At 69.3% G+C, this 21502-nt stretch carries 15 protein-coding genes; 6 read left to right on the top strand and 9 right to left on the bottom strand.

Going from position 1 to position 21502, the window contains the following annotated elements; genetic code table 11:
- The first annotated feature begins 52 nt into the window (after positions 1-52).
- On the top strand, positions 53-2368 hold the full coding sequence (locus JT723_RS21365; RefSeq protein ID WP_205046351.1) for a nucleoside hydrolase-like domain-containing protein: 2316 nt from the start codon (positions 53-55) through the stop codon (positions 2366-2368).
- A gap of 211 nt (positions 2369-2579) precedes the next feature.
- On the opposite strand, the gene JT723_RS21360 is transcribed toward JT723_RS21365, so the two are convergent.
- The 3 genes from JT723_RS21360 to JT723_RS21350 all read right to left on the bottom strand — a co-directional run bounded on the left by JT723_RS21360 (position 2580) and on the right by JT723_RS21350 (position 7513).
- Entirely contained in the window at positions 2580-4160 is a 1581-nt protein-coding gene (locus JT723_RS21360) for a DUF1593 domain-containing protein (RefSeq protein ID WP_205046350.1), read from the bottom strand.
- Positions 4161-4410: 250 nt separating this feature from the next.
- Positions 4411-6009 (bottom strand): DUF1593 domain-containing protein, encoded by a 1599-nt coding sequence (locus JT723_RS21355; protein WP_205046349.1) that lies wholly within the window; start codon positions 6007-6009, stop codon positions 4411-4413.
- 94 nt (positions 6010-6103) lie between these two features.
- Entirely contained in the window at positions 6104-7513 is a 1410-nt protein-coding gene (locus JT723_RS21350; RefSeq protein WP_205046348.1) for a DUF1593 domain-containing protein, read from the bottom strand.
- 402 nt (positions 7514-7915) lie between these two features.
- On the opposite strand from JT723_RS21350, the gene JT723_RS21345 reads away from it, so the two are divergent.
- From JT723_RS21345 to JT723_RS21325, 5 genes are all read left to right on the top strand, one after another.
- A complete protein-coding gene (locus JT723_RS21345; protein ID WP_205046347.1) occupies positions 7916-8797 on the top strand; it encodes a transketolase in 882 nt (293 codons plus the stop codon).
- On the top strand, positions 8794-9759 hold the full coding sequence (locus JT723_RS21340; protein ID WP_205046346.1) for a transketolase family protein: 966 nt from the start codon (positions 8794-8796) through the stop codon (positions 9757-9759). The genes JT723_RS21345 and JT723_RS21340 overlap by 4 nt, the downstream gene beginning before the upstream one ends.
- Positions 9756-11264 (top strand): FGGY-family carbohydrate kinase, encoded by a 1509-nt coding sequence (locus JT723_RS21335; protein ID WP_205046345.1) that lies wholly within the window; start codon positions 9756-9758, stop codon positions 11262-11264. Before JT723_RS21340 ends, JT723_RS21335 begins: the two co-directional genes overlap by 4 nt.
- Before the next feature lie 71 nt (positions 11265-11335).
- The gene (locus tag JT723_RS21330; RefSeq protein ID WP_205046344.1) at positions 11336-12313 is read left to right on the top strand and encodes a sugar-binding transcriptional regulator; all 978 of its coding nucleotides are present in this window, start codon (positions 11336-11338) and stop codon (positions 12311-12313) included.
- Between the two features lie 50 nt (positions 12314-12363).
- The gene (locus JT723_RS21325) at positions 12364-13914 is read left to right on the top strand and encodes a glycoside hydrolase family 140 protein (RefSeq protein WP_205046343.1); all 1551 of its coding nucleotides are present in this window, start codon (positions 12364-12366) and stop codon (positions 13912-13914) included.
- A gap of 84 nt (positions 13915-13998) precedes the next feature.
- Here JT723_RS21325 and JT723_RS21320 read toward each other — a convergent pair whose 3' ends face one another.
- From JT723_RS21320 to JT723_RS21295, 6 genes are all read right to left on the bottom strand, one after another.
- Positions 13999-14907, bottom strand: a complete 909-nt coding sequence (locus JT723_RS21320; RefSeq protein WP_205046342.1) for a sugar-binding transcriptional regulator — start codon at positions 14905-14907, stop codon at positions 13999-14001.
- Positions 14908-15090: 183 nt separating this feature from the next.
- Complete coding sequence (locus tag JT723_RS21315) at positions 15091-16104, bottom strand: D-ribose ABC transporter substrate-binding protein (RefSeq protein ID WP_205046341.1); 1014 nt, start codon at positions 16102-16104, stop codon at positions 15091-15093.
- Between the two features lie 124 nt (positions 16105-16228).
- Entirely contained in the window at positions 16229-17362 is a 1134-nt protein-coding gene (locus tag JT723_RS21310; RefSeq protein ID WP_205046340.1) for an ABC transporter permease, read from the bottom strand.
- Positions 17355-18914 carry a sugar ABC transporter ATP-binding protein gene (locus JT723_RS21305; protein ID WP_205046339.1) on the bottom strand — a complete coding sequence of 520 codons (1560 nt, stop codon included), beginning with the start codon at positions 18912-18914 and terminating at the stop codon, positions 17355-17357. Before JT723_RS21305 ends, JT723_RS21310 begins: the two co-directional genes overlap by 8 nt.
- Positions 18911-19582: a DUF2291 family protein gene (locus tag JT723_RS21300; RefSeq protein WP_205046338.1), complete on the bottom strand. Its 672-nt coding sequence runs from the start codon at positions 19580-19582 to the stop codon at positions 18911-18913. Before JT723_RS21300 ends, JT723_RS21305 begins: the two co-directional genes overlap by 4 nt.
- Before the next feature lie 226 nt (positions 19583-19808).
- The gene (locus JT723_RS21295; RefSeq protein ID WP_205046337.1) at positions 19809-20840 is read right to left on the bottom strand and encodes a TIM barrel protein; all 1032 of its coding nucleotides are present in this window, start codon (positions 20838-20840) and stop codon (positions 19809-19811) included.
- Positions 20841-21502 lie beyond the last annotated feature (662 nt).

Below are 21502 nucleotides of genomic sequence, written 5' to 3'. Positions count from 1 at the left end.
CCCGGCCGCCTCCACGACCCGCCCACGGGTCGACGAGAAGGAGCAGAACCGTATGAGACCCACACCAAGGCCGGGAGCGCCGGTCTCCTGGCGGCGGCGCGGAGCCGTCGCCGTGACGTCACTCGCCCTTGTCTGCACCGCCGCCGTCACCGTCGCCCCCCAGGCCGACGCTGCGGGCGCGGTGAGCTGGGCCGCGCCCACCGCCATCAGCGGTGCGGCCGACGTCAGCACCAGCGGCTCGCTGGTCCGTGCCGCCAGTCTGACCGCGAACGGCGGGACGTACGACGTGGACGCCACCGTCAACGGCGTCACATTCCGCCACTCCCCCTACACCGGCTCCACCACGACCTTCCCCAACGGCGACATCCTGACCATGAGCGACAGCAGCAGGATCGGCTCGTACGAGGGCTTCGGCGGCAGCACCAGTCCGTTCAGCACGCTGCCGGCGGGCTACCAGACGCTGCTGCGCTCCGGTGACTACAACGACGGTGACACGGCCGGCGCCGGCACCACCGCCCGCGAGACGCTGACGCTCCGCAACCTCACGCCCGGCGCGCAGTACCTGTTCCAGGTGTGGGTCAACGACTACCGCGTGAAGAACCTCGGGCAGGACAACCCGGGCCTGGTGACGGTCGTGTCCGACGGGGCCGGCAGCACGACCCTCGAGCACAACGTGAACAACGCCCTGGGAGGAGTCGGCCAGTACGTCAGCGGCTCCTTCACCGCCGACGCCGCCAGCAAGGCGTTCACCTTCACCGGGGGCAACACCGGAGTCGACACCTCGTCGCCGAGTGCCACGGCGATCGTCAACGCTTACCAGCTCAGGCGACTCGACGGTGGGAGCACGGCGCCGGTCATCACCAGGCAGCCGGTGAGCCAGTCCGTGCAGGCGGGTGGTACTGCCACATTCAGCGTCACGGCCGACGGGACAGCCCCGCTGAGCTACCAGTGGCGCAGGAACGGCCAGGACGTTTCTGGCGCGACGGGCAGCAGCTTGACCGTCTCCGGTGTGCAGACCGCGGACGCCGGCACCTACACGGTGACGGTGACCAATGCGGCCGGTTCCGTCACCAGCGGTCCGGCGACCCTGACGGTAGGGGCGACGGCCCAGACCAGGCCCCGGGTCATCGTCCTGACCGACGGTGAGGTCGACGACCGCAGCTCCATGATCCGGTTCCTGCACTACACCTCCGACTTCGACGTCGCGGGCATCGTGCAGGTCAACTCCAGGTACCAGAAGAGCGGGCACAGCGGCGAGAAGTGGCTTGAGGCGGAGCTGGCGAACTACGCCAAGGTCCTGCCGAACCTGAGGGTCCACAACCCGAACTTCCCGGACGCCGCGTATCTGCAGGGCGTGTCCCGGGTGGGAAACGAGAACCCCAACGACCTCACCACGGCGCCGCCTGACATGCAGACGAAGGACACGCCCGGTGAACAGCTCATCATCAACACGCTGCTCGACAACGATCCCCGTCCGGTGCACATCGCGGTGTGGGGTGGTGCCAACACCATGGCCTCCGCACTGTGGAGGCTGAAGACCTCCTACTCCTCCGCCGACTTCGCACGGGCTGCCGCCAAAGCGCGCATCTACTGCATCTGGTACCAGGACGGCGGCGGCCAGTGGATCGAGGACAACATCCACGAAGCGCGCATCAACGAGGCATACCGCTGGGACAACGTCTGGGACTACCAGAGCCTGACCGGTCCCAGCCCGGACTACGTCAAGGCCTACATGACGAGCTCGTGGCTGGACGCGAACGTCAAGACCGGCCACGGCCCGCTCGGCGCCATGTATCCGCAGAGCTTCGTGAGCGAGGGCGACACCCCCTCCTTCCTCCACGAGATCGCCAACGGCCTGCACGCCGACGACGACTTCACCCTCGGCGGCTGGGGCGGCAGGTCGGCCTACGACGATCCGGCCAAGCCCAACCACCTCACCGACACCGGCATCAGTGACGACGGTGACAGCAACAAGATGTACTGGCGCTGGATACCCGCGGCGCAGAACGACTTCGCCGCCCGGATGCGCTGGGACACCGCCTCCTCCTACGGCGCCGCCAACCACCAGCCGATCGCCGCGGTCACCGGGAGCCTGCGGCAGAACGTGTCCCCCGGCCAGCTGATCTCCCTGGACGGATCGCCGTCCAGCGACCCGGACAGAAACGCACTGAGCTACCAGTGGTGGCAGTACAGCGACGCCGACTCGGTGGCGGCCAAGGTCTCGATCAGCAACGCCGGCTCGCAGAAGGGCGCCGGTTTCGTCGTGCCGAACGAGCCCGGCAAGCAGATCCAGATCATCCTTGAGGTGACGGACAACGGAACGCCGGCGCTCACCTCGTACGCGCGGATCATCTACACGATCGTCTAGCCCACACCGAACTGGAGGCGCAACCGGCCGAGGGAGCGCCGCTCCTCACGCTCGTACGTGACGGTGCCCTCCGACCGGCAGATCGCCGGTCGGAGGGCACCGTCACGTGGGCTGCCGGCGACGCGTCGCGGGCAGCGCGCCGGTCACGGACTGGCGCAGGTGAGCGGCGGTGCTGTCGCCGTCTCTGGGAGTACCGCCGACCGCCCCGCAGTCACCTCACGGTGGCAATGACGCGCTGGTAGCCGGTCAGCGGCGGAGCGCCTGCGTCCGTCACCTGGAGGACGAGGTGCATCGTCTGACCGAGCCGGGCGTCGGCCGGCACGGTGAAGGAGGGGTGGAGCGTTTCGGCGTCGGTGAGGGTGACCGCTCCGGGGTAGGTTCCGGCCTCGCGGTACTGCCACCAGCTGCAGGTGTACGCGTCCCCGTCCGGGTCCGCCGCGATGCCGTCGAGGTGCACGGTCTGCCCCGGCCTGACGCTGATGTCGAGCCGGCCTGGCGGTACGAACGCGACCGGTGCGTGGTTCGCCTGCCCGTAGTCGGTGGCGGTCGTCCAGGCGACCCGGGCGGCGAAGTCGTTCTGGATCGCGCCGGTCCAGCGGGCCTGGGGATAGGCCCGGTCGTTCGCCCCGGTGTACGGGTTGACGTCGCGCACCTGGTCACCCGGCTTGCCCAGGTACGACGGGAGGTCGGTCCACAGGTGCGGCCCCACCTGGGCGAACCGGCCGCCCCATCCGCCATAGGCCGGGTCGTCCGCGCTGCGCAGGCCGTTCGGTATCTCGTTGATGAAGGACGGGGAATCGCCCTCGGAGATGAACTCACCCGGACCGAAGTCACTGCCGCCGCCGTGGTAGGGACCCACCCCGTAGTCCTGCTCCAGCGGTCCCTTCACGATGTTCTGCGTCATCCACGGACCCTGGAGATAGGTCTGCAGCGGCGTGGGGACACGGCTCTTCCACTTGTAGGCCATCGGCTGGAACTGGTCGTTGTTCATGACCACCCGGACATCGGGCCAGTTCGTGGCGATGTAGTCCTTGTAGGTGGTGTCCTGGTCGAGGATGACGTAGATCACGGCCTTCTGGGAGACCTTGCGGTAGATGTCCGGCCAGACGGCCGTGCCGCCGTACTCGTCCTGGATGGACTTCAGTGCCCGGGCGATGGTGTTGGTCCCTCCCCATGTCTGGAGCCACAGTGGCCCGGGCCGGTCGTCGAGCAGCTTCTCCTTGATGAGATCTGACCCCGGGGTGTCCGCCGCCATGTCGCCGACGTTCTCGATGTTGCCGACCCGCACCACGCCCGCCAGACGCTCCGGCGAGGGATAACGGGGGTCGTGGTGAACGAGGTTGGGGTACACCTGCGCATACCCGCCGTTGATCACGTCCGTGAGCCAGGTGGTTCCGGCCCAGTGGCCGTGCGAGGGGATCGTGCTCCCGTTCCCGGCCCAGTGGAACTTCGAACTGTTGTAGACGAGTCCCTCCACGTCGAAGTCGTCCGCGTAGAGCAGGAAGCGGTGGAACGACGCCTTGTCGTCGATCTCGCCGTCGGTGGTGACGATCACCCGGGGCCGGGGGGCCATCGGCTCGGCCGCTCGCGCCGGCGCGGCGCCCGCGGCGGTCGTGCGGGGTCCGCAGCCGTCGGCGTGCGGTGTGTCCGCGTGGGCGGAGTTCGCCGACAGCAGGGCCGCAAACGTGGCCAGGGCCGCGGGCAGCGCCGCCCGGGTTCTGCGCGGACGCCGGGCGCCCAGGGCGCCGGCGGCAGCATGAGGGTGCTTCTGGCGGCCGGACGTGACATGCATGCGAGCACCTTTCGTGGTGGCTGTCGGACGGTGTTCCCGAACGTGACCGTCTCCCTGCGCCGCCGGTCATGATGGCGGGGGACACCGGCAGGGACAATGGAGAATCACCATTGAATGAATATTCGTCGAGGCCAGGAAAGAGGCCCTGAAAGGCCCCTGCCCGCCGCGTCGCCGGTTACGGGAGGGCGGCGACACGGCGGGCAGGGGGAACGTGGGTCACCCGGTCCGCCCGGAGGCGGCGGGACGGCCCTCAGCCGTGCGGACCACCCGTGACGTGGACCATGACCCGTGCATAGCGGGTCAGCGGGAAGTGGCCGTCGTCCGTGCCCTGGACGATCAGTGAGATCGTCTGACCCGGCCGGGCGTCCGCCGGCACGGTGACGGTGGCGTCCGCGGAGTCGGCGTTGTTCACCGCCACCCTGCCGGGATAGGTACCCTCCTCGGCGTACTGCCACCAGTGCATGGCCACGCCGTCACCGTCCGGATCGGCGGCCAGACCACGGAGCCTGAGTGTCTGTCCGGGAGCGGCATGGATGTCGCTGCCCGACCGGACGCCGACATACGGGGCGTGGTTCGCCTGGCGGTAGCCGGGAGTCAGCGTCCACTGCATGCGTGCGGCGAAGTCGTTCTGCGCGGCGGCTTCCCAGCGGTTCGTGGTGTAGTTTGGCCGGCTGGTGCTGTTCGCGTCGGTCTCCGTGGGGACCATGGTCCACAGGTTGGACGTCGTCGAGGCCCTGACCGCCCGTCCGCCCCAGCTTCCCAGGTTCGGGTCCTGCGGATCCTGGATGCCGGTGTCCAGAAGGGGCATGTAGGCCACGTCGTCACCCTCGGACAGGAAGTCGTACGGGCTCAGTGGCGGGCACCACCCGGTCTTGGCCAGCTCCGGGTCGCCGAAGATGTCGGCCGGGTCGCCCGGCATCGCCTGGCCGTCGAGCCAGGAGCGGTAGAGCGAGCCGAGCGGGCCGATCTGGATGTTCTGCCTGGTCCAGTCACCCTCGAAGTACTTGCCGTCACCGGGGAGCCCACGTCCGTTGCCGGTGCCCGACCAGTTGCAGTTGTAGCCCCAGGTGGCGTAGCCGGCGGAGAGCTCTTCGGTGCGTATGCCGGGCCAGTTGGGCGCGATGTAGTCGGCGTAGGTGTGGTCCTGGAGTCCGCTCGCCAGGATGACGGCCTTCTTCGAGACCGTCTCGTGGATCTTCGTCCACTGGGGGGTCCCCGCGTACTGGTCCTGGATCGACTTCAGTGCCCGCGCGATCGTGTTCGGTCCACCCCACACCTGCAGGTAGACCGGACGGGGGTCGTGGTCGAGGAGCAGTTTTTTGATGAGGTTCGAGCCGTCGGTGTCGTGGCCCATGTCGTCCTCGAAGGCGATGTTTCCCGTCTTCACCTTGGCCAGGAGCGCGGCAGGTGTCGGGTAGCCGCTGTCGTGCCTCCTGAGGTTGGGATAGACCTGGGCGTAGGCCTTCAGGACGATGTCCTGGATGGTGCGCGTCCCGGTCCAGCGCATGGCGTTGCCCGAGCCGTCGCCTGCCCAGTGCCACATCGAGCTCGTGTAGACGATGCCCTCGGTGTCGAGGTCGTTGGTGTACAGCAGGTACCGGATGAGCGAGGCGAGGTCGTCCTGCTCCATGTCGGTGGTGACCACGGTGCGCGGCTTGGCCCCGCCGCTCGGGTGGAACGCCGCAGGCAGCGAGGAGCCGCTCTGGGCCGTGCCGGTTCCGGCGTTCGGTGGCGCGGCGTTCGCCGACTGCGTCCCGAGGCTCACCGTCGCCGTGACCAGGACAGCCAGCCCGGCGATCGCCGTGCGACGGCGGTTCGGCCGCCCGGCGTTTCTACGCGTGATACGCATGCTTGCTCACTTTCTCAGCTGAAGGACCTGTTCTCGTCGTTCCGCGCGCGTCCGGGCCGGACGGAAGGCCGTTCGGCCGCGGCAGTGGCAGCGGTCAGCGGACGTCCACGATGAGTCGGCGGTAACTGGTGAGGCCGGGGCTGCCGTCGTCGGTGACTTCGAGCACGACGTCGACGCGCGTGCCGGGTACGTCGGGGAGGACGAGTTCGGCCCTCTTGCTCGTGCTGCCGGTGATGGTCGCTCCTGCTGTGGTGGGGTACTGGTACCACCGGTAGGACAGGGTGTTGCCGTCCGGGTCCGTGGAGCCGTCAGCCCGCAGCCGCACGGTCGATCCGGCCGCCGCGCGCAGGTGGACGACGTCGTCGCCGCCGTGGCCGTTGAGGCGGGCGACGGGGTTGTGGTTCGCCTGCTCGTAGGGCTTGACGGCCCAGTCCATGCGGTTGGCGAAGTCCTGGTTGCGGGCGTCCTCCCAGCGGGAGATGGCGGCCCCGCCTTCGGGGGCGCAGCTCCACTGGCGAGGGGCGTCCTGCTGGAAGCGGCCGCCCCACCCGCCGAGTGCGGGGTCGTCGAGATCGCTGAGGCCCTGGGTCCCGCTGAGGAGGTAGAGGAAGTCGGGGCTGTCGCCTTCGTAGACGCCCTGGTCGTTGTAGGTCCAGTGGGACAGGGGGTAGTCCGCGCCCAGGGCTCCGTGGCCGGTGGTGACGTTGTTCTTGAGCCAGGTGCCGTCGTAGGGGCCGGTGTTGGCCATACCCCAGTAGCACTTGTTGGTGATGACGAACAGACCGGGGAACGTGTTGCGCATCCAGGCGGCGCTGCCGTCCTGGTCGTCGATGAAGTAGGCGCGGATCTTGGACACGAAGGTGTTCAGCTCGGCGGCGCTGCGGGTGTTCTGGACCTTCCACAGGGCCTGGCCGAGTTCGCGGGGGCCGCCGCCGCTGACGAACCACACCGGGGTGGTGGCGTTGTCGATGACGCTGATGATGTAGTCCGAGGCCTCGCTGTCCTTGCCGGCCCCGAGGACGTTGGTGGCGGACTGGCCCCAGGTGCCGTCGCGGCCCTGCTTGGTGACCGCGCGCAGGGAGTCGGGGGTGGGGTAGTTCGCGTCGTGGAGCTTGAGGTTGGGATAGACCTGGCCGTAGGCGTTGATCACATCCAGGATGTTCTGCTTGTTCGCGTAGTTCGCGAACGTCCCCGACGAGGCGATCAGGCCGTCGACGTGGAAGTCGTCGGCGTAGGCCAGGAACCGGACCATCGTCTGCACGTCGTCCAGGTCCGACTTCTGGTCCGCCGCACCGGCCTCACCGCCGGGGATGCCGTTCACCGGCGGCATATCGGTCGACAAGATGACGTGCGGCCGGTCACCGCTGTTGCCGTGGTGGGCGGCCGGGGCGGGCTTGACCGCGCTGTGGCCCTCCGAGGCATAGGCCACGGTCCCGCCGGTGGTGAGAGCGAGAGCCGTCGCCAGAGCGAGCGTTCCCTTCCGCAGCCGGGCGTTGTGTCTCATACGAGCTCCTTGTCTCGCCACGCCCGCTGCGCGGTCGTGGCGCGTGTGCGCCGGGGAGCCTCGACACCGAGGGCGGCCCGTGAGGATCGCCGCTGCTCTCCCGGTTCGCGAAGGGCCAGAGCCTGCTCCGCGTACATCGACGGTCATCCTGGCGAGCCGGGACGCCTCCATCAATACTTCTTCGCAGATGAATGGATATTCACGCCCATCCGCCCGTTCGCGCCGACCCCGGCCGGCGGCACCCGCTCGACCTGCCCGACATCCGCAGGACACCCGGCCCGCTCGCGCATCGAACACCACCGGCGGGCCGAGGAGAAGGGTGCACGCAGCGCCTTGACAAGCCACCGGGGCGTAGCTCAGCATCACTGACACGAAAACAATTCAGGGCTGAATGGATATTCAATGCTAACCGCAGACACCCCCACCGCGGCGCGGTATCGCGATGCACGGCGGGCCTTGCAGGGCAGCGAACAGGACGACGTGGTCCGTTGGCTGCAGTCCGTGTCGGCCGAGATCCGCATCAAGATCATCCGCATGATCGACACCGCGCAACTGGGGCATGTCGGGGGCGATCTGTCCGTGACCGACATCCTGGTGACCCTGTTCGGCGCAGTGCTGGAGGTCGACCCGGAGGACCCGCGGGCACCGGACCGCGACCGGTTCATCCTGAGCAAGGGGCACTGCGCCGCTGCCCTCTACTCGACCCTCGCCTGGTGCGGTTACTTCCCCGAGGCCGAGCTCGGCTCCTTCATGGCCCCCCTTTCCCCGCTCAACGGGCACCCCAACCGGCGCAAGGTTCCGGGCGTGGAGACCAACACCGGGCCGCTGGGCCACGGCTTTCCCGTCGCGGTGGGCTGTGCGCTCGCCGCACGGCTGCGCGGCTCCGCCAGCCGCACGGTGGTGGTCCTGGGAGACGGCGAGATGCAGGAAGGCAGCAACTGGGAGGCCGCCATGACCGCCGGTCACTACGGCCTGTCCTCGCTGACGGCGATCGTGGACCGCAACCGGCTGCAGCAGGGCGCACGTACGGAGGAGACCAAGGCCCTGGAGCCACTCGACGCGAAGTGGGCCGCCTTCGGGTGGGAGGTGCGAGTGGTGGACGGCCACGATCACGCGGCGCTGCTCATGGCCCTGCTGCCCTCCGCCACGGGCAGGCCGGTCGCTGTGGTGGCCAATACGATCAAGGGCAGGGGCGTGTCGTTCATGGAGGACCGGGTCGAGTGGCACCACAAGGTCCCCACGGCCGACCAGGTCCGCGCGGCAATCGAGGAGCTGTCCCGATGACGTCTGTATCCGTTCCTGTCGTCGCCCCGGCCTACGACTGCCGGCAGGTGTTCGCCGAAGAGCTGATCGCTCTGGCTCGGGCCGACGAACGCGTCGTGGCCGTGTGCAACGACTCCGTCGGCTCCAGCAACCTGGTGGAGTTCCGCAACGAGTTCCCGGACCGTCTGATCAACGTGGGCATAGCCGAGCAGGATCTCGTCGGGGTGGGTGCGGGCCTGGCCAACGGCGGTCTGATCCCCTTCGTCTCCGCGGCGGGGCCGTTCCTGACCGGCCGTGCCCTGGAGCAGATCAAGGCCGACTGCGCGTACAGCGGTCACAAGGTGATCCTGTGCGGGCAGAGTCCGGGCATGGCCTACGGTGAGCTGGGTCCCACCCACCACTCCGTGGAGGATCTGTCGTGGCTGCGCGCGATCGCCGATCTCCCGGTCCTCGTGCCCACCGACCGGGCGCAGACCCGTGCCGCGATACGCTGGGCATATGCCGCGGACGGGCCATGTTACCTGCGCATCCCGCGCTTCAGGGTTCCGGACACCATTCCTGCCGACGCCCTCTTCGAACCGGGCCGGGCCGTGACCCTGCGTGAGGGCAGCGACGTCACGATCATAGCGATCGGCACCATGGTGTCCCGTGCCCTGCAGGCTGCCGAAGTCCTGGAGAGCGAGGGCGTGTCGGCCCGCGTGATCAACACTCCGTTCGTGGATCCGCTGGACGAGGACACCGTGGTGCGTGCGGCAGTAGAGACCCGCGGCATCGTGACGGTGGAGGAAGCCACGATCAGCGGCGGTCTGGGGGCCGCGGTCGCCTCCGTGGTCAGCCAGCGGCACCCGGTGCCCATGCGGCTGCTGGGCGTCAACGGGTTCGCACCCACCGGGGACGCCGCCTACCTGCTCAACCACTTCGGGCTGACCGCCGATGGTATCCACACGGCTGTCGTCGACGTACTGGAGTCAGTGGGCGCATGAGCAGCACACCTCAGCACGGCCCCGAACTGCTCCTGGCGATCGACCAGGGGACCTCCGCCACGAAGGCCCTCCTCGTCGACGCCCACGGCATGGTGGTCGCCTCCGCCAGTGCTCCTGTGACGGCGTCGCATCCCCTTCCGGGATGGGTGGAGCAGTCCCCGGCGGAGATCTGGCGAAGCGTCCGGGAGGCGGTACGCACCTGCGTGGCGCTGAGCCCGAGCCGGCGGATCGCCGGGGTCGGGCTCAGCACTCAGCGCGAGTCGGTCATGATGTGGGAGCGGGCGACCGGAGCGCCGGTCGGGCCGTTGCTGGGGTGGCAGGACCGTCGTACGGCCGACCTGTGCGGCCGTCTGACCGGCCAGGGAGCCGGAGCGCAGGTCCGGGCCGTGACCGGTCTGCCCCTGGACCCCATGTTCAGCGCCCTCAAGGCACGCTGGCTGCTGGACACGTACGATCCCGGCCGGCTGCGCAGCAAACGCGGCGAACTGTGCCTGGGCACCGTGGACTCCTGGCTGGTATGGCAGCTGAGCGGCGGCGCGGGCCATACCGTGGAGGTCGGCAACGCCGCGCGCACACAACTGCTCGACATCCGGCGCCGCCAGTGGGACACGGAACTGCTGGCGCTGTTCGGGGTTCCGGCGCAGGTACTGCCGGCGGTCACCCCGTCCGTCGGTCCCTTCCCGCCGCTGCGGGACTTCGCGCCGGTGCCCGACGGGACACCGGTCACGGCGGTGCTGGGCGACTCGCACGCGGCCCTGTTCGGTCACGGGGTGTTCGTGCCCGGCAGGGTCAAGGCCACCTACGGCACGGGCTCGTCCATCATGGGGCTCGTCGCCGACCCGGAGAGCGCGGCGAAGGACACACGGCTGTGCCTGACCGTCGCCTGGGACGACGGAAGCCCCGCCTACGCGGTGGAGGGCAACATCCGCTCCTCCGGAGACACCCTGCGCTGGCTGTCCCGCGTCGTCGGCCGCACGGAAGGGGAACTCGCCGCCCTGGCCGCCCCCGACGCGGGTGGCACGCATCTGGTGCCCGCTTTCGGCGGACTGGCCGCACCGTGGTGGGACAACGACGCGCAGGGCCTCATCAGCGGCCTGTCGTTCGGCACCGGTCTGCCGGAACTGGCCTGCGCGGCACTGGAGTCCGTCGCCTTCCAGGTCGAGGACGTGATCGCGGCCGTGGACGACGTCACCGGACCGGTCTCGGTGATCCTGGCCGACGGCGGTCCGACCGACAACACGAGCTTGATGCAGCTCCAGGCAGACACCTCCGAGCGTGTCGTCGAGCGCCCCCACGCCCGTGATCTGTCGGCCCTGGGCGCCGCTCATATGGCAGGTCGCGCCGTCGGGTTGTTCACCGGCGACCAGTTGGCCGGCATGCACCGGGACAGTGACGTCTACCGCCCGCGGCGTTCGCAGGCGGACAACCGCGTGCGGATCGCGGCGTGGCACGAGGCCGTTCTGCGTGCCCGTGCCCGGCCGGAAGGCGGGAAAGGGGTCTCGTGAACCGCATGCGGTCCACGCCCCGCACAGCCGTCCCTGTGCTGTCCACCGCAAGCCCCTGGGAGGGCCGCCGCATGTCCCACGTCGGCCACGATCAGGTGGACAAACTCCGGCTGATCGTGCGCGTCGCCCGCATGTATCACGAGCGGGGCCTGCGGCAGAACCAGATCGCGCAGCAGCTGAACCTGTCCCAGGCAGGTGTCTCGCGTCTGCTGCGCGCGGCCGGCGACCTGGGAATCGTCCGTACGGTGGTCGTCTCGCCGGGCGGGATCCACAGCGAACTGGAGGACGAGGTCGCCGCGAGGTATCACCTCGCCGATGCGGTCGTCACGGACAGCGACGACCTTCTCGACCACCCCAAGATCATGATGCGGGCGCTGGGCTCGGCTGCCGCCAGCTATCTGGAGACGGCGTTCCGCGCGGGTGACCGGATCGGGGTCTCGACCTGGAGCGAGACGCTGCTGGCGGCGGTGGATGCCATGCCGCCCCTCAAACAACCGGTCGGCGGCAGGATCGTGCAGCTGATGGGCGGCATCGGCGACCCCCAGGGCCAAGTGCAGGCGACCCGGCTGACCGCCCGCCTCGCCGACCTGGTGGGTGCCACTCCCCTCTTCGTCCGGTCGCCCGGCCTGGTCGGCTCCGCCGAGGCACGGGTGTCCCTCCTCAGCGATCCCTTCATCCGGGAGGTCAGCCACTCCTGGCAGCAGCTGACCGCCGTACTCGTGGGCATCGGGAGTGTGGAGCCCTCCCCGTTGCTCCAGCTCTCCGGCAACGCCGTGCCGGAGGAGGAGCTGATCCGGCTGCGCAGCCTCGGCGCGGTCGGCGACATCTGCCAGCGCTTCTTCGACGCGAGCGGTGCGCATCTCGACGCGGGGCTCGGTGAGCGCACCATAGGCGTGTCGCCCGACCAGCTGCGCTCCGTACCCCGCAGGATCGCCGTTGCGGGCGGAGCCAGGAAGTACGCCGCGGTCCGCGCGGCGGTGCGGGGCCGGTGGATCACCACGCTGATCACCGACCTGCACACCGCGCGTCGCCTCGTCGACGAGCCCTGACCGCGCGACCCCGCGCGGTGACACCACCCCGAAGAACGGAAATGCACAGCATGCCCCCCATCCACGCCTCCGCATGGCGGCAGGTCGAAATCACCCTCCAGGCCCGGACCGACCATCCCGCGCCGTACAACGGGGTGGAGGTGTGGGCCGATTTCACCCACACCTCCGGGCTCACGATGCGCCGCCCCGCGTTCTGGGACGGCGGAAACGTCTGGAGGATCCGCTTCGCCTCGCCCCTGCCCGAGGGCCGGTGGAGCTGGCGCAGCGGAGCCTCGGTCGTCGACGAGGGCCTCGCCGGCGCCGAGGGACAGGTGACGATGGACCCGGTCCAGGAGGGGGAGGGCGTCTTCCGGCAGCACGGGTTCTGGCGGATGTCGCCGGGCGGCCGCAACCTGGTGCATGCGGACGGGACCCCCGCCCTGCTCGTGGCGGACACCGCCTGGGCGCTCCCCTGGCGTGCCACCGAAGAACACGTGCGCGTCTACGCCGCGGACCGCCGGGCCAAGGGCTTCAACGCCGTCCTCATGATGAGCGTCCAGCCCGACATGCATGCCCGCGGGCCGCGTGACCGCACCGCCGACGAAGGGTTCGACGTCGCCTTCGAGGACCTCCCGTCCGGCCGCCTCGGCGATCTGGTGCCGGCCTACTTCCAGCAGCTCGACCGGCTCCTGGCCGTCCTGGACGAGTACGGAATCGTCCCGGTGCTGCAACCGGTCTTCCAGGGCTGGGGCTGGAAGGGCCTGTCGGCCGCCGGCGGCATCGTCCCGCCCGAGGAGTACGCACGCTACTGCCGCTATCTGGTCGCGCGGTACGGCGCCGCTCCGGCGATCTGGCTGGTCGGCGCCGACGGCACCGGCGAGGAACCGCAGGTGGAGGCCGGCGGGCGCGAGATCCAGCAGTGGGACGCCTACGGGCAGCCGTGCGGGATCCACTACCAGCCCGACTCGCTGTCCCGCGCGCACCAGGACGCGGACTGGCTGGACTTCCAGTGGTGCCAAACCGGCCACCGCGGCGAGCACGTGCCCGAGCGCGTCGCCGACCTGTGGCGCAACCTGCCGGCGAAGGCGGTCGCCAACGGCGAACCGACCTACGAGCACTCCGGGCGCCGCGGCAAGGCCGAGGGCTGGTGGCAGGGCCACGAGGCGTGGAGCAACCTGTGCGCCGGCGGGACCATGGGCGTCGTCTACGGGGCCGGAAGTCTGTGGCAGTGGCGGCTGCACGCCCAGGAGCAGGGGCATGAGGACTACTTCGTCGTCACCGACGCGGGATGGCGCGAGGCGCTGGACTTCGACGGTTCGACGTACGTCGGGCTGGTCGGCAGGATCCTGGCCAGCCTGCCGATTTCCGACATGCGGCCCAGCTGGGAGCTTGCTCTCGCCCCGCGGGGCCTGCTCGTCCCGGGCCTGCTGTACATCGGCTACGCCGAGAACGGCGGCCGCCTGCAGTTCCGGCAGGACGGTGCCGACCTGATCCCGCGTACCTACCGCATCGTCGATCCCCGCACCGGACAGCTGCTGGCCTCGGGCCGGCGCTCCGGAGCCGACGCCACCATCGAATGGGACGAAGGCGCCCCGGCGGTGTACATCTGCTGCGACGAGTGACCTGTCCACTCAGCCGGGCGGCGGCTCGGTGTCCGGCCCCGACCGCTCTAGCGTGCCGGGGCTGGACACCGAGCCGCCGAGTCGTCAGCCGCGGCTGACCAGGGCGCGCGCGACCTCCACATCGGTGACCAGCACGTTGATCCACCCGCCGAGCGCCGCACCGCGGATCGCGGCGATCTTCGACGTGCCCCCCGCCACACCGATGCGCCGGTCCACTGCGCGCAACTGTTCGGGCGAGATCCCGATGATGTGGTCGTCGAAGTCGGCCTTGACGACCCGGCCCTCCGCATCGAAGTAGCGCGTGCAGACGTCGCCCACCGCCCCGAGCGCCTCCAGCTGGCGCTGGTCCCCGGGTGCGATCGCGTTACCGGAGCGGCGCAGCATCGGTGAGGGCTCCAGCGTTCCGATACCGACCAGTGCCATGGTGAGCCGGGACCAGGCCTTCACCACCTCCGCCACAGCCGGTTCCTGCCACAGCAGGTCACGCAGTTCCCTGCTGCCCACCAGCGCCGCGGACGGAGCGAACACCGGCCGCGCGCCGGTCAGCTCGGCAAGGCGGCTGGTGAGCCGGGTGGCGTGCAGTTGCACCTCAGGGCTTCCGGATCCCCCGACGATCTGCACGACCTCCTGGGCCACCGGTGTCGTCTTGGCACGCATGACGTTCACCGACTCCAGCAGGGTGGCGCTCCACGAGGAGATGCCGATGACGTCCCCGCCCTTGAGGGTGGCGTCCAGGTAGACGGCCGTGGCAGCAGCCAGCGCCGGGATGACCTCGGTACCGGCTCCCTCGGCGTCGACGACGACGGCGTCACGCAGCCCGTACTGCTCGGCGAGTGCATCCTCCAGCTCCGCATGGATACCGTCGGGCGAGACCACGACGGTCCGTACCACGTCACGGTCTGCCGCCTCCTTCAGCAGACGGGAGACACGCGCCTGGGACATGCCCAGATGCGCCGCGATCTCCGGCTGGCGCATGCCGCGTTCGTGGTACATCCTGGCTACCTTCACCAGCAGCCGCAGATGGTCGACACTGGGACTCGACGCGAGGACCAACGGCCTACCCTTGTCTCTCGTACCGCGACAGTCGGGCACCGCAGTATCTGGCGTGCAGTTTATCCATGCGGCCGGGAGGCGGCGAGCGTGACGTCGTCTCGCCGCCTCCCGGCCCGGGACGGTTCAGGAAATCTGCGCGAAGTTCTCGAAGTGATCCGCGTTCTGCTTGTTGACGAGCACGCAGTCGATCGTCTGCTTCTCCGGCTGGCCGGTCTTGCCGGTCTTGATGAACTGGTCGGCCTGCGTCACGGCCATCTGGGCGCCCAGCGCAGCGGGCTGCAGAGCGGTCGCAGCCATCGTCCCGGCCTTGATCTGGGCAACGGCGTCGGGGCTGCCGTCGAAGCCGACCACGACGACTCCGGTCTTGTGCGCGGACTTCAGCGCGGCGACCACACCGAGGGCCATCGTGTCGTTTCCGGTGATCACGCCCTGGATGTTCGGATTGCGCTGCAGGATCGTCTCCATCTTGGTGAAGGCCTCCTGCTGGTCCCAGTTGGCGGTCTGCTGGGCCACCTTCTTCATTCCGGGGTACTGGGAGATGACGTCCGAGTATCCCTTGGACCGCACGCCCGCGTTGGTGTCCGATTCCTTTCCGGTCAGTTCGACGTAGTTGCCCTTCTCCTTCATCGCGGCGACGAATGCCTGACCGGCGATCTGGGCACCCTGGGAGTTGTTCGAGACGATCTGCGCCTTGGCCACGCCGACCTTGTTGATTTCGCGGTCGATCAGGAACACCGGGATGCCGGCGTCCGTCGCCTTCTGGACCGCGCCGATCGACGCGTCGGCGCCGGCGTTGTCGAGGATGATGGCAGCCGCCTTGCGGGAGATGGCTGCGTCGATGAGTTCGCTCTGCTTGTTGGGGTCGTCGTCATGCGAGGCGACGGACGTCTGGTAGCCCAGGCTTTCCGCCTTCTGCTTCGCAGCGTCCTCCTCCGCCTTGAAGAAGGGGTTGTCGGGCGAGGGGGTGATGATGGCGATCAGGTTGCTGCCCTTCGCGTGGCTCCCCGAGGGCTTCGGCTTGTCCGCGGAGTCGGACGAACCGCTGCCGGACGAGGAGCAGGCGGACAGCGACAGCGCCAGGGCGCAGAAGAGCGCGGTGGCGGTCGCGCGGAAGGCAGGTGCTCTGAGAGGGGACATAGGGACCTCCTGTGGGTACTCGCGCAGGACTGAGCGAGTGGAATGGAAAGGGGATTCGGGCACGGTCCCGGCCGGGAGTGAACCGGCCGACCCCTGTACTCCGGGAAAGCGGCGAACGCCGTTCTCAGGCTTTCGAGGCGACCCTGACCGGTTCGTCACCGGCCGGTTCGACAGTGACGGCTGCCGCGGACGCCGCGACACCGCGCTTCTTGAAGCGCTGCTGACTCTGGTCGAGGATGACCGCGACGATGATCACAGCGCCCTTGATGAACGTCTGCCAGAAGGTGGAGACGCCCACGATCACCAGGCCGTCGGCAAGGAACCCGATGACGAACGCGCCGACCAGAGTGCCGCGGACGTTGCCGCGTCCTCCGGTCAGGGCCGCACCGCCGATGACGACGGCGGCGATGGCGTTCAGCTCGAAGCTCTCGCCGGCCTGGGGGGCCGCCGACGTCAGCTCGGAGGCGATGATGATGCCGGACAGAGCGGCGCATGCACCCGAGATCATGTAGACGGTCATCTTCACCCGCTGCACGGGGACGCCCGTCAGTTCCGCGGCGCGCTCGTTGCCGCCCGTGGCGTACAGCCACCGGCCGTACGGCGTGGAGCGCAGCACGACCGCCACCACGGCCGCCAGGACGATCATGATCCACACGGCGACGGGCAGCCCGAGGGGGCGGCCGGACCCGATCCAGCCGAAGCCGGTGTTGTGCGTGCGCGGGTCACCTGCCAGGTTCGGAAACGTCGTACCGTCGGATATCAGCAGGGCGGCGCCGCGGGCCACGTACATCATGCCGAGCGTGGCGATGAAGGGTGCAACGTTCATCCTGGTGACCAGGAAACCGTTGACCAGGCCGACCAGGGTGCCCATCGCCATGCACAGGATCACCACGGCCCACACCTGCGGGTAGGCGACGAAGCTGCCGATGTGCACGCCCTTGAGCAGCTCGCCGGCGATGACCCCGGACAGTCCGACACTGGAGCCGACCGACAGGTCGATGCCGCCCTTGAGGATGACCAGCAGCATGCCGAGGGCCAGGACCGCGTTGATGGCCACGTGCTTCGTCATCGTGATCATGTTGTCCGTGGTGAGGAACGACCCGGACATCAGGCTGAAGATGACGATGAGGACGCCCAGGGCGATGAAGGCCCGCAGCTCGAATATCGAGTCGAGCGTCTTCAGCCGCCTGGCCTGGACGGCAGCCTTGCGGCGCTGCGCCTCGATCGCCGCGTGGTCGTCGGTTGTGGTGTCAGTCATCATGAGCCTTTTCAGTGGATTCGGCGCCGTCGGCGAGACTCATCAACCGGTCGCGGGTGACCTCGCCGGCCCGCAGGTCGGCCACCAGCCGGCCGCGGACCAGGACGAGGAGGCGGTCGGGGATGTGCAGCGCCTCTTCTGCCTCGGAAGTGGTGAACAGCACGGCCAGGCCGCGTTCGGCCTGCCGTGCCATCAGGGCGAAGACGTCCGCCTTCGCGCCGACGTCGACGCCGCGCGAGGGCTCGTCGAGCAGCAGCACCCGAGGGCCGGTCATGAGCATCTTGCCGATGACCACCTTCTGCTGGTTTCCGCCGCTCAAGGAGCCGATCGGAGCCTCGGGCCCGGACGTCTTGACGGTCACGTCGCCGATCATCGAGGCGACGGCGGAGCGCTCCGCCCCGCGATCGACCACGAGCCGCCGGACGAATCCCGACAGCGCGGCCAGCGAGAGGTTCTGCCCCACGGACATGGTCTGCACGAGGCCGTCACGCTGACGGTCCTCGGGCACCAGCGCCAGGCCCGCGCGGATGCGGCTGCGCACGCTGCCGGTCACGGGGCTGCCGTGCAGGTACACCTTGCCCGCAGCAACCGGGATCCTTCCGGCCAGGCACTCCAGGAGTTCGGTACGGCCGCTGCCCATCAGGCCGTAGATCCCGACGGTCTCGCCCGCGCGAACGCTCAGGGATATCGAGTCGACGGCGAGCCGGTCCGGATTCGCCGGGTCGGCCACCGACAGTTCGACGGTTTCCAGTGCCACCGCACCGGCATCCGTCTCGCGGCTGGGGAACAGCCCGTCCTGCTCGCGGCCGACCATCGTACGCACCACCCAGGCGAGATCCACGTCCTCGGCGCGGGCAGTGGCCACCATGGAGCCGTCCCGCAGGACCGCGACGTCGTCGGCGATCTCGAGGGCTTCCTCCAGGTGGTGGGATATGTAGACGACCGCGACTCCCTGCGCGGTGAGTTCGCGGATGACCTTGAACAGGACGTCCACTTCGGGGGCGCTCAGCGCCGAGGTGGGCTCGTCCATGATCAGGACCCGGGCGTTCTGCAGCAGTGCCCTGGCGATCTCGACCAGCTGCTGCTGCCCGAGGCGCAGTTCACCGACCGGCGTGGCCGCGTCGATGGTGCCGTCCAGGCGTTGCAGCACCTTCCGGGCGAGGTCGCGCTGTGCGGCCGCGTCCACCAGGATTCCGCGCCGGGTGCGTTCCCTTCCGAGGAAGAGGTTGTCCTGGATGCTCAGGTTCGCGCACAGGCTCAGTTCCTGGTGGATGATCGAGATGCCGCTGTCAGCGGCGTCCCGGGCGCTGCCGAAGCGGACCACCCGGTCGTCGAGTTCGATCAGGCCCGTCGTGGGCGACTCGACGGCGCTGAGGATCTTCATCAACGTCGACTTGCCAGCCCCGTTCTCCCCGAACAGCACGGTGACACGGCCCGGGGCGATGTCCAGCGACACCCCTTTGAGTGCGTGCGTGCCGCCGTAGACCTTGGTGACCTCCACCGCCCGCAGCACGGGAGCGACCGGTGCTTCCCCGCCAGCGGCCGATGTCATGACGCCGCCTGGAAGGACACCGGGGTGACGGTGAAGAGATCACTGGTGAGCGGTGTCATCGCCCCCACGACGGTGACCTGCTTGCCCTTGAGGGCTGCGACGTCGAGAGACGACAGCACCTTGCTCTTCATCTCGGTGTTCAGCGCGGTGCCCGCGTCGGCGTAGTCCACCTGGTTCGTGAACTGGCCGAACTTGATGAAGCCCGCCGCGTCCCGCAGGGCGGTGCCGTTGATGGCGGGACCGACCTGGATGTTGACGTGGGTGTTCGCGATCCCGGGCACCGTGACCGCGAGCAGGCCGCTGGTCACCGTGCCCGCGGTTCCTGTCAGTTTGACGGCGTAGCTGTACGGGCTGGTGCCTTCCCGTGTGCCGTACCGGGCGCCCGCGGCGCCGGTGTCCGCGGCGATCGCGCGCTGCAGCGTGACGATGTCGACCGCGCGCTTCTCGATCGCCGGTACGACCTTCGGCTGGTAGGTGGCGGCTCCGTACTTCGCCGCGTCGAACTTCGCCGGCCCGGCTGCGGCAGCCGAATCGGCCGAGCGGTATGTGGTCGTTGCGGCAATCGCGATGACCAGCAGCGCGAGCCCGATGAGGCTGACGCGGCCGAGCGTGAACCACCGGTCCCGTCCGGCGCCCCAGCCGTCATGCGAATCCTGGACAGTTGTCACGACGTCCCTCTTGTTCCTGCGTACGCCGGCGCATGAGTGCGACCGGTACCGAATCCCGTTGCGTGCGAACCGTTCGCCGCAGACTGCGATCGGTCGATCAGTGCAGTGGCTCCGCGCCCTGGCCCGAGCGGGTCTGTGCCCTGGTGCCGCCTGCGGATTGCCGTGGGCGGAAGGCGAGCCCGACCCGCCGTCCCGCACTTCGTGCGAGTGGCCCTGCCTTCCCGTCTCAGACGGTTTCGCTCTCCGCGAGCGCCCGGTAGAGGGCACGCTTGGCGATGCTCTGGGCGGCGAGGGCGTCCTGCCGGGCCTGCGCGGCCGCAAGCTCTGCCCGGTCCAGGTAGTCGAGCGCGTAATGGAAGGCCCGCATCGTGCGGACACCGGTCCGGGCGGCCTCGACCGGATCCTCCCGGAAGGGGAACTGGTCGAGCTGCCAGACACCCTCCCAGCCCGCGTCACGCAGGGCGAAGAAGAACTCGAAGGTCTCCAGCAGGTGGACCGATCCGACGACCATGTCGTCGTCCCACCCGCGGAAGTTGTCGTTCACGTCGATGGCGAACAGCTTGTTCCGGTTGATCGCCATGCGGGCGGCCTCGGCCGGTGTCTCACCGCCGTACAGGGAGTGCCCGAAGTCCAGCAGGACCCCGACGTTGTCGACCCCCATGTCCTCGATCGCCAGCAGGGTGCGGGCGACGGAGGAGAACACCATCCGGTTGCGCGGCTCCCGGGGCTTGTACTCGATCGCGAACTTCATGTCCGGGAACTGCTGGGCGAGCTCCCGCACCGCGCCGACCGACTTGTCCCACAGATCGGTGTAGTCGGCCTGGAACGGGTAGTCGTACCCGTCCTGGCCGGGCCACAGCTTGACGTAGTCGACGCCCAGCTCACGGCCGACCTCGGCACTCGCCGCGACCAGCTCGATGGCGTCCTGCCGGATGGCGGCATCGGGGTTGGTGAACCCCCCCTTGGCGAACTTCCCGGTGTAGAACTCGGGCGTCACCGCGATGGCGCGCAGCCCCTCTTCGGCCAGGGCCGCCTTCACCTCGGCGGTACTGATGTCCCCCGGCGGGAAAGGCCAGTTCAGGTCGACGACGGACAGGTCCCCGACCTTGCCGGCGAGCTTGATCGCATCCAGCACCGTCCGGGGCTCGCCGTAGCCGTCCGTGGCATACCGGTCCACGTACGTGGCGAAGTGCCAGATGCCGGCTCCGTAGGTGGGCTCGTTCTCGTTCTGCATTTCTATGCGCCCTTGATCAGACATGCGGCGATGTTAAGTGGGGGTGACTGGGGTGTCAATCACTTGGGAAATCACATCTGGGGAGCGATGCCGCCGATCCGCCCGCAAGGGCACGTAAGGCACTTCCGGGGGCCGATGGCGCCGCAGGCGGCCCGCGTCGCGCGCACCCCACCAGCCCAGGACCAGCCGCCCACGGGCACAGCGCCCTTGCCTCTCCAACGCTCAGGCGAGGCCCGACGGCAGCCAGGATCCGCACTGCAGCGCGAACCCCCGGCGGATCCAGTCCACGGCCAACACCCGCCGCGGCCGATCGGCACACGGCACGGCGGCCGCACCCCGCACAGGAAGGTGCGCGGAGGCGTCTGCCACGAAGGCACCGTCGCGGCCCGCGGCCCCGGGGTGACCACCACCGCGCCAGGAGCAGTGTCCATCCGCTTCACCCACTGAACCCTGGTGCACACATGGCATAAACCATGAAAAAGAGGCATAACCCATGAAGGGGGATTTACCATACTCCAGCCACGATGCAGGCGCACCTCGCCGACAGCGGATCGCTCTCCGACCCACCCCGGCGCCTGCCCGGCCGCGGCTGCCGGACACAGGCCGGCGGACCGCCCGCCGCGGGGCTCTCGCACCCGTAGGCGGTCGCGGACGGAGTCCGCGACCGCCTCGCCCACGGATCGCGA

It is taken from the genome of Actinacidiphila bryophytorum (genome assembly GCF_016916835.1).
GTDB lineage: Bacteria > Actinomycetota > Actinomycetes > Streptomycetales > Streptomycetaceae > Actinacidiphila > Actinacidiphila bryophytorum.
The sequence above is the reverse complement of the archived record's forward strand: the minus strand, read 5'-3'. Positions and strand labels throughout refer to the sequence as shown.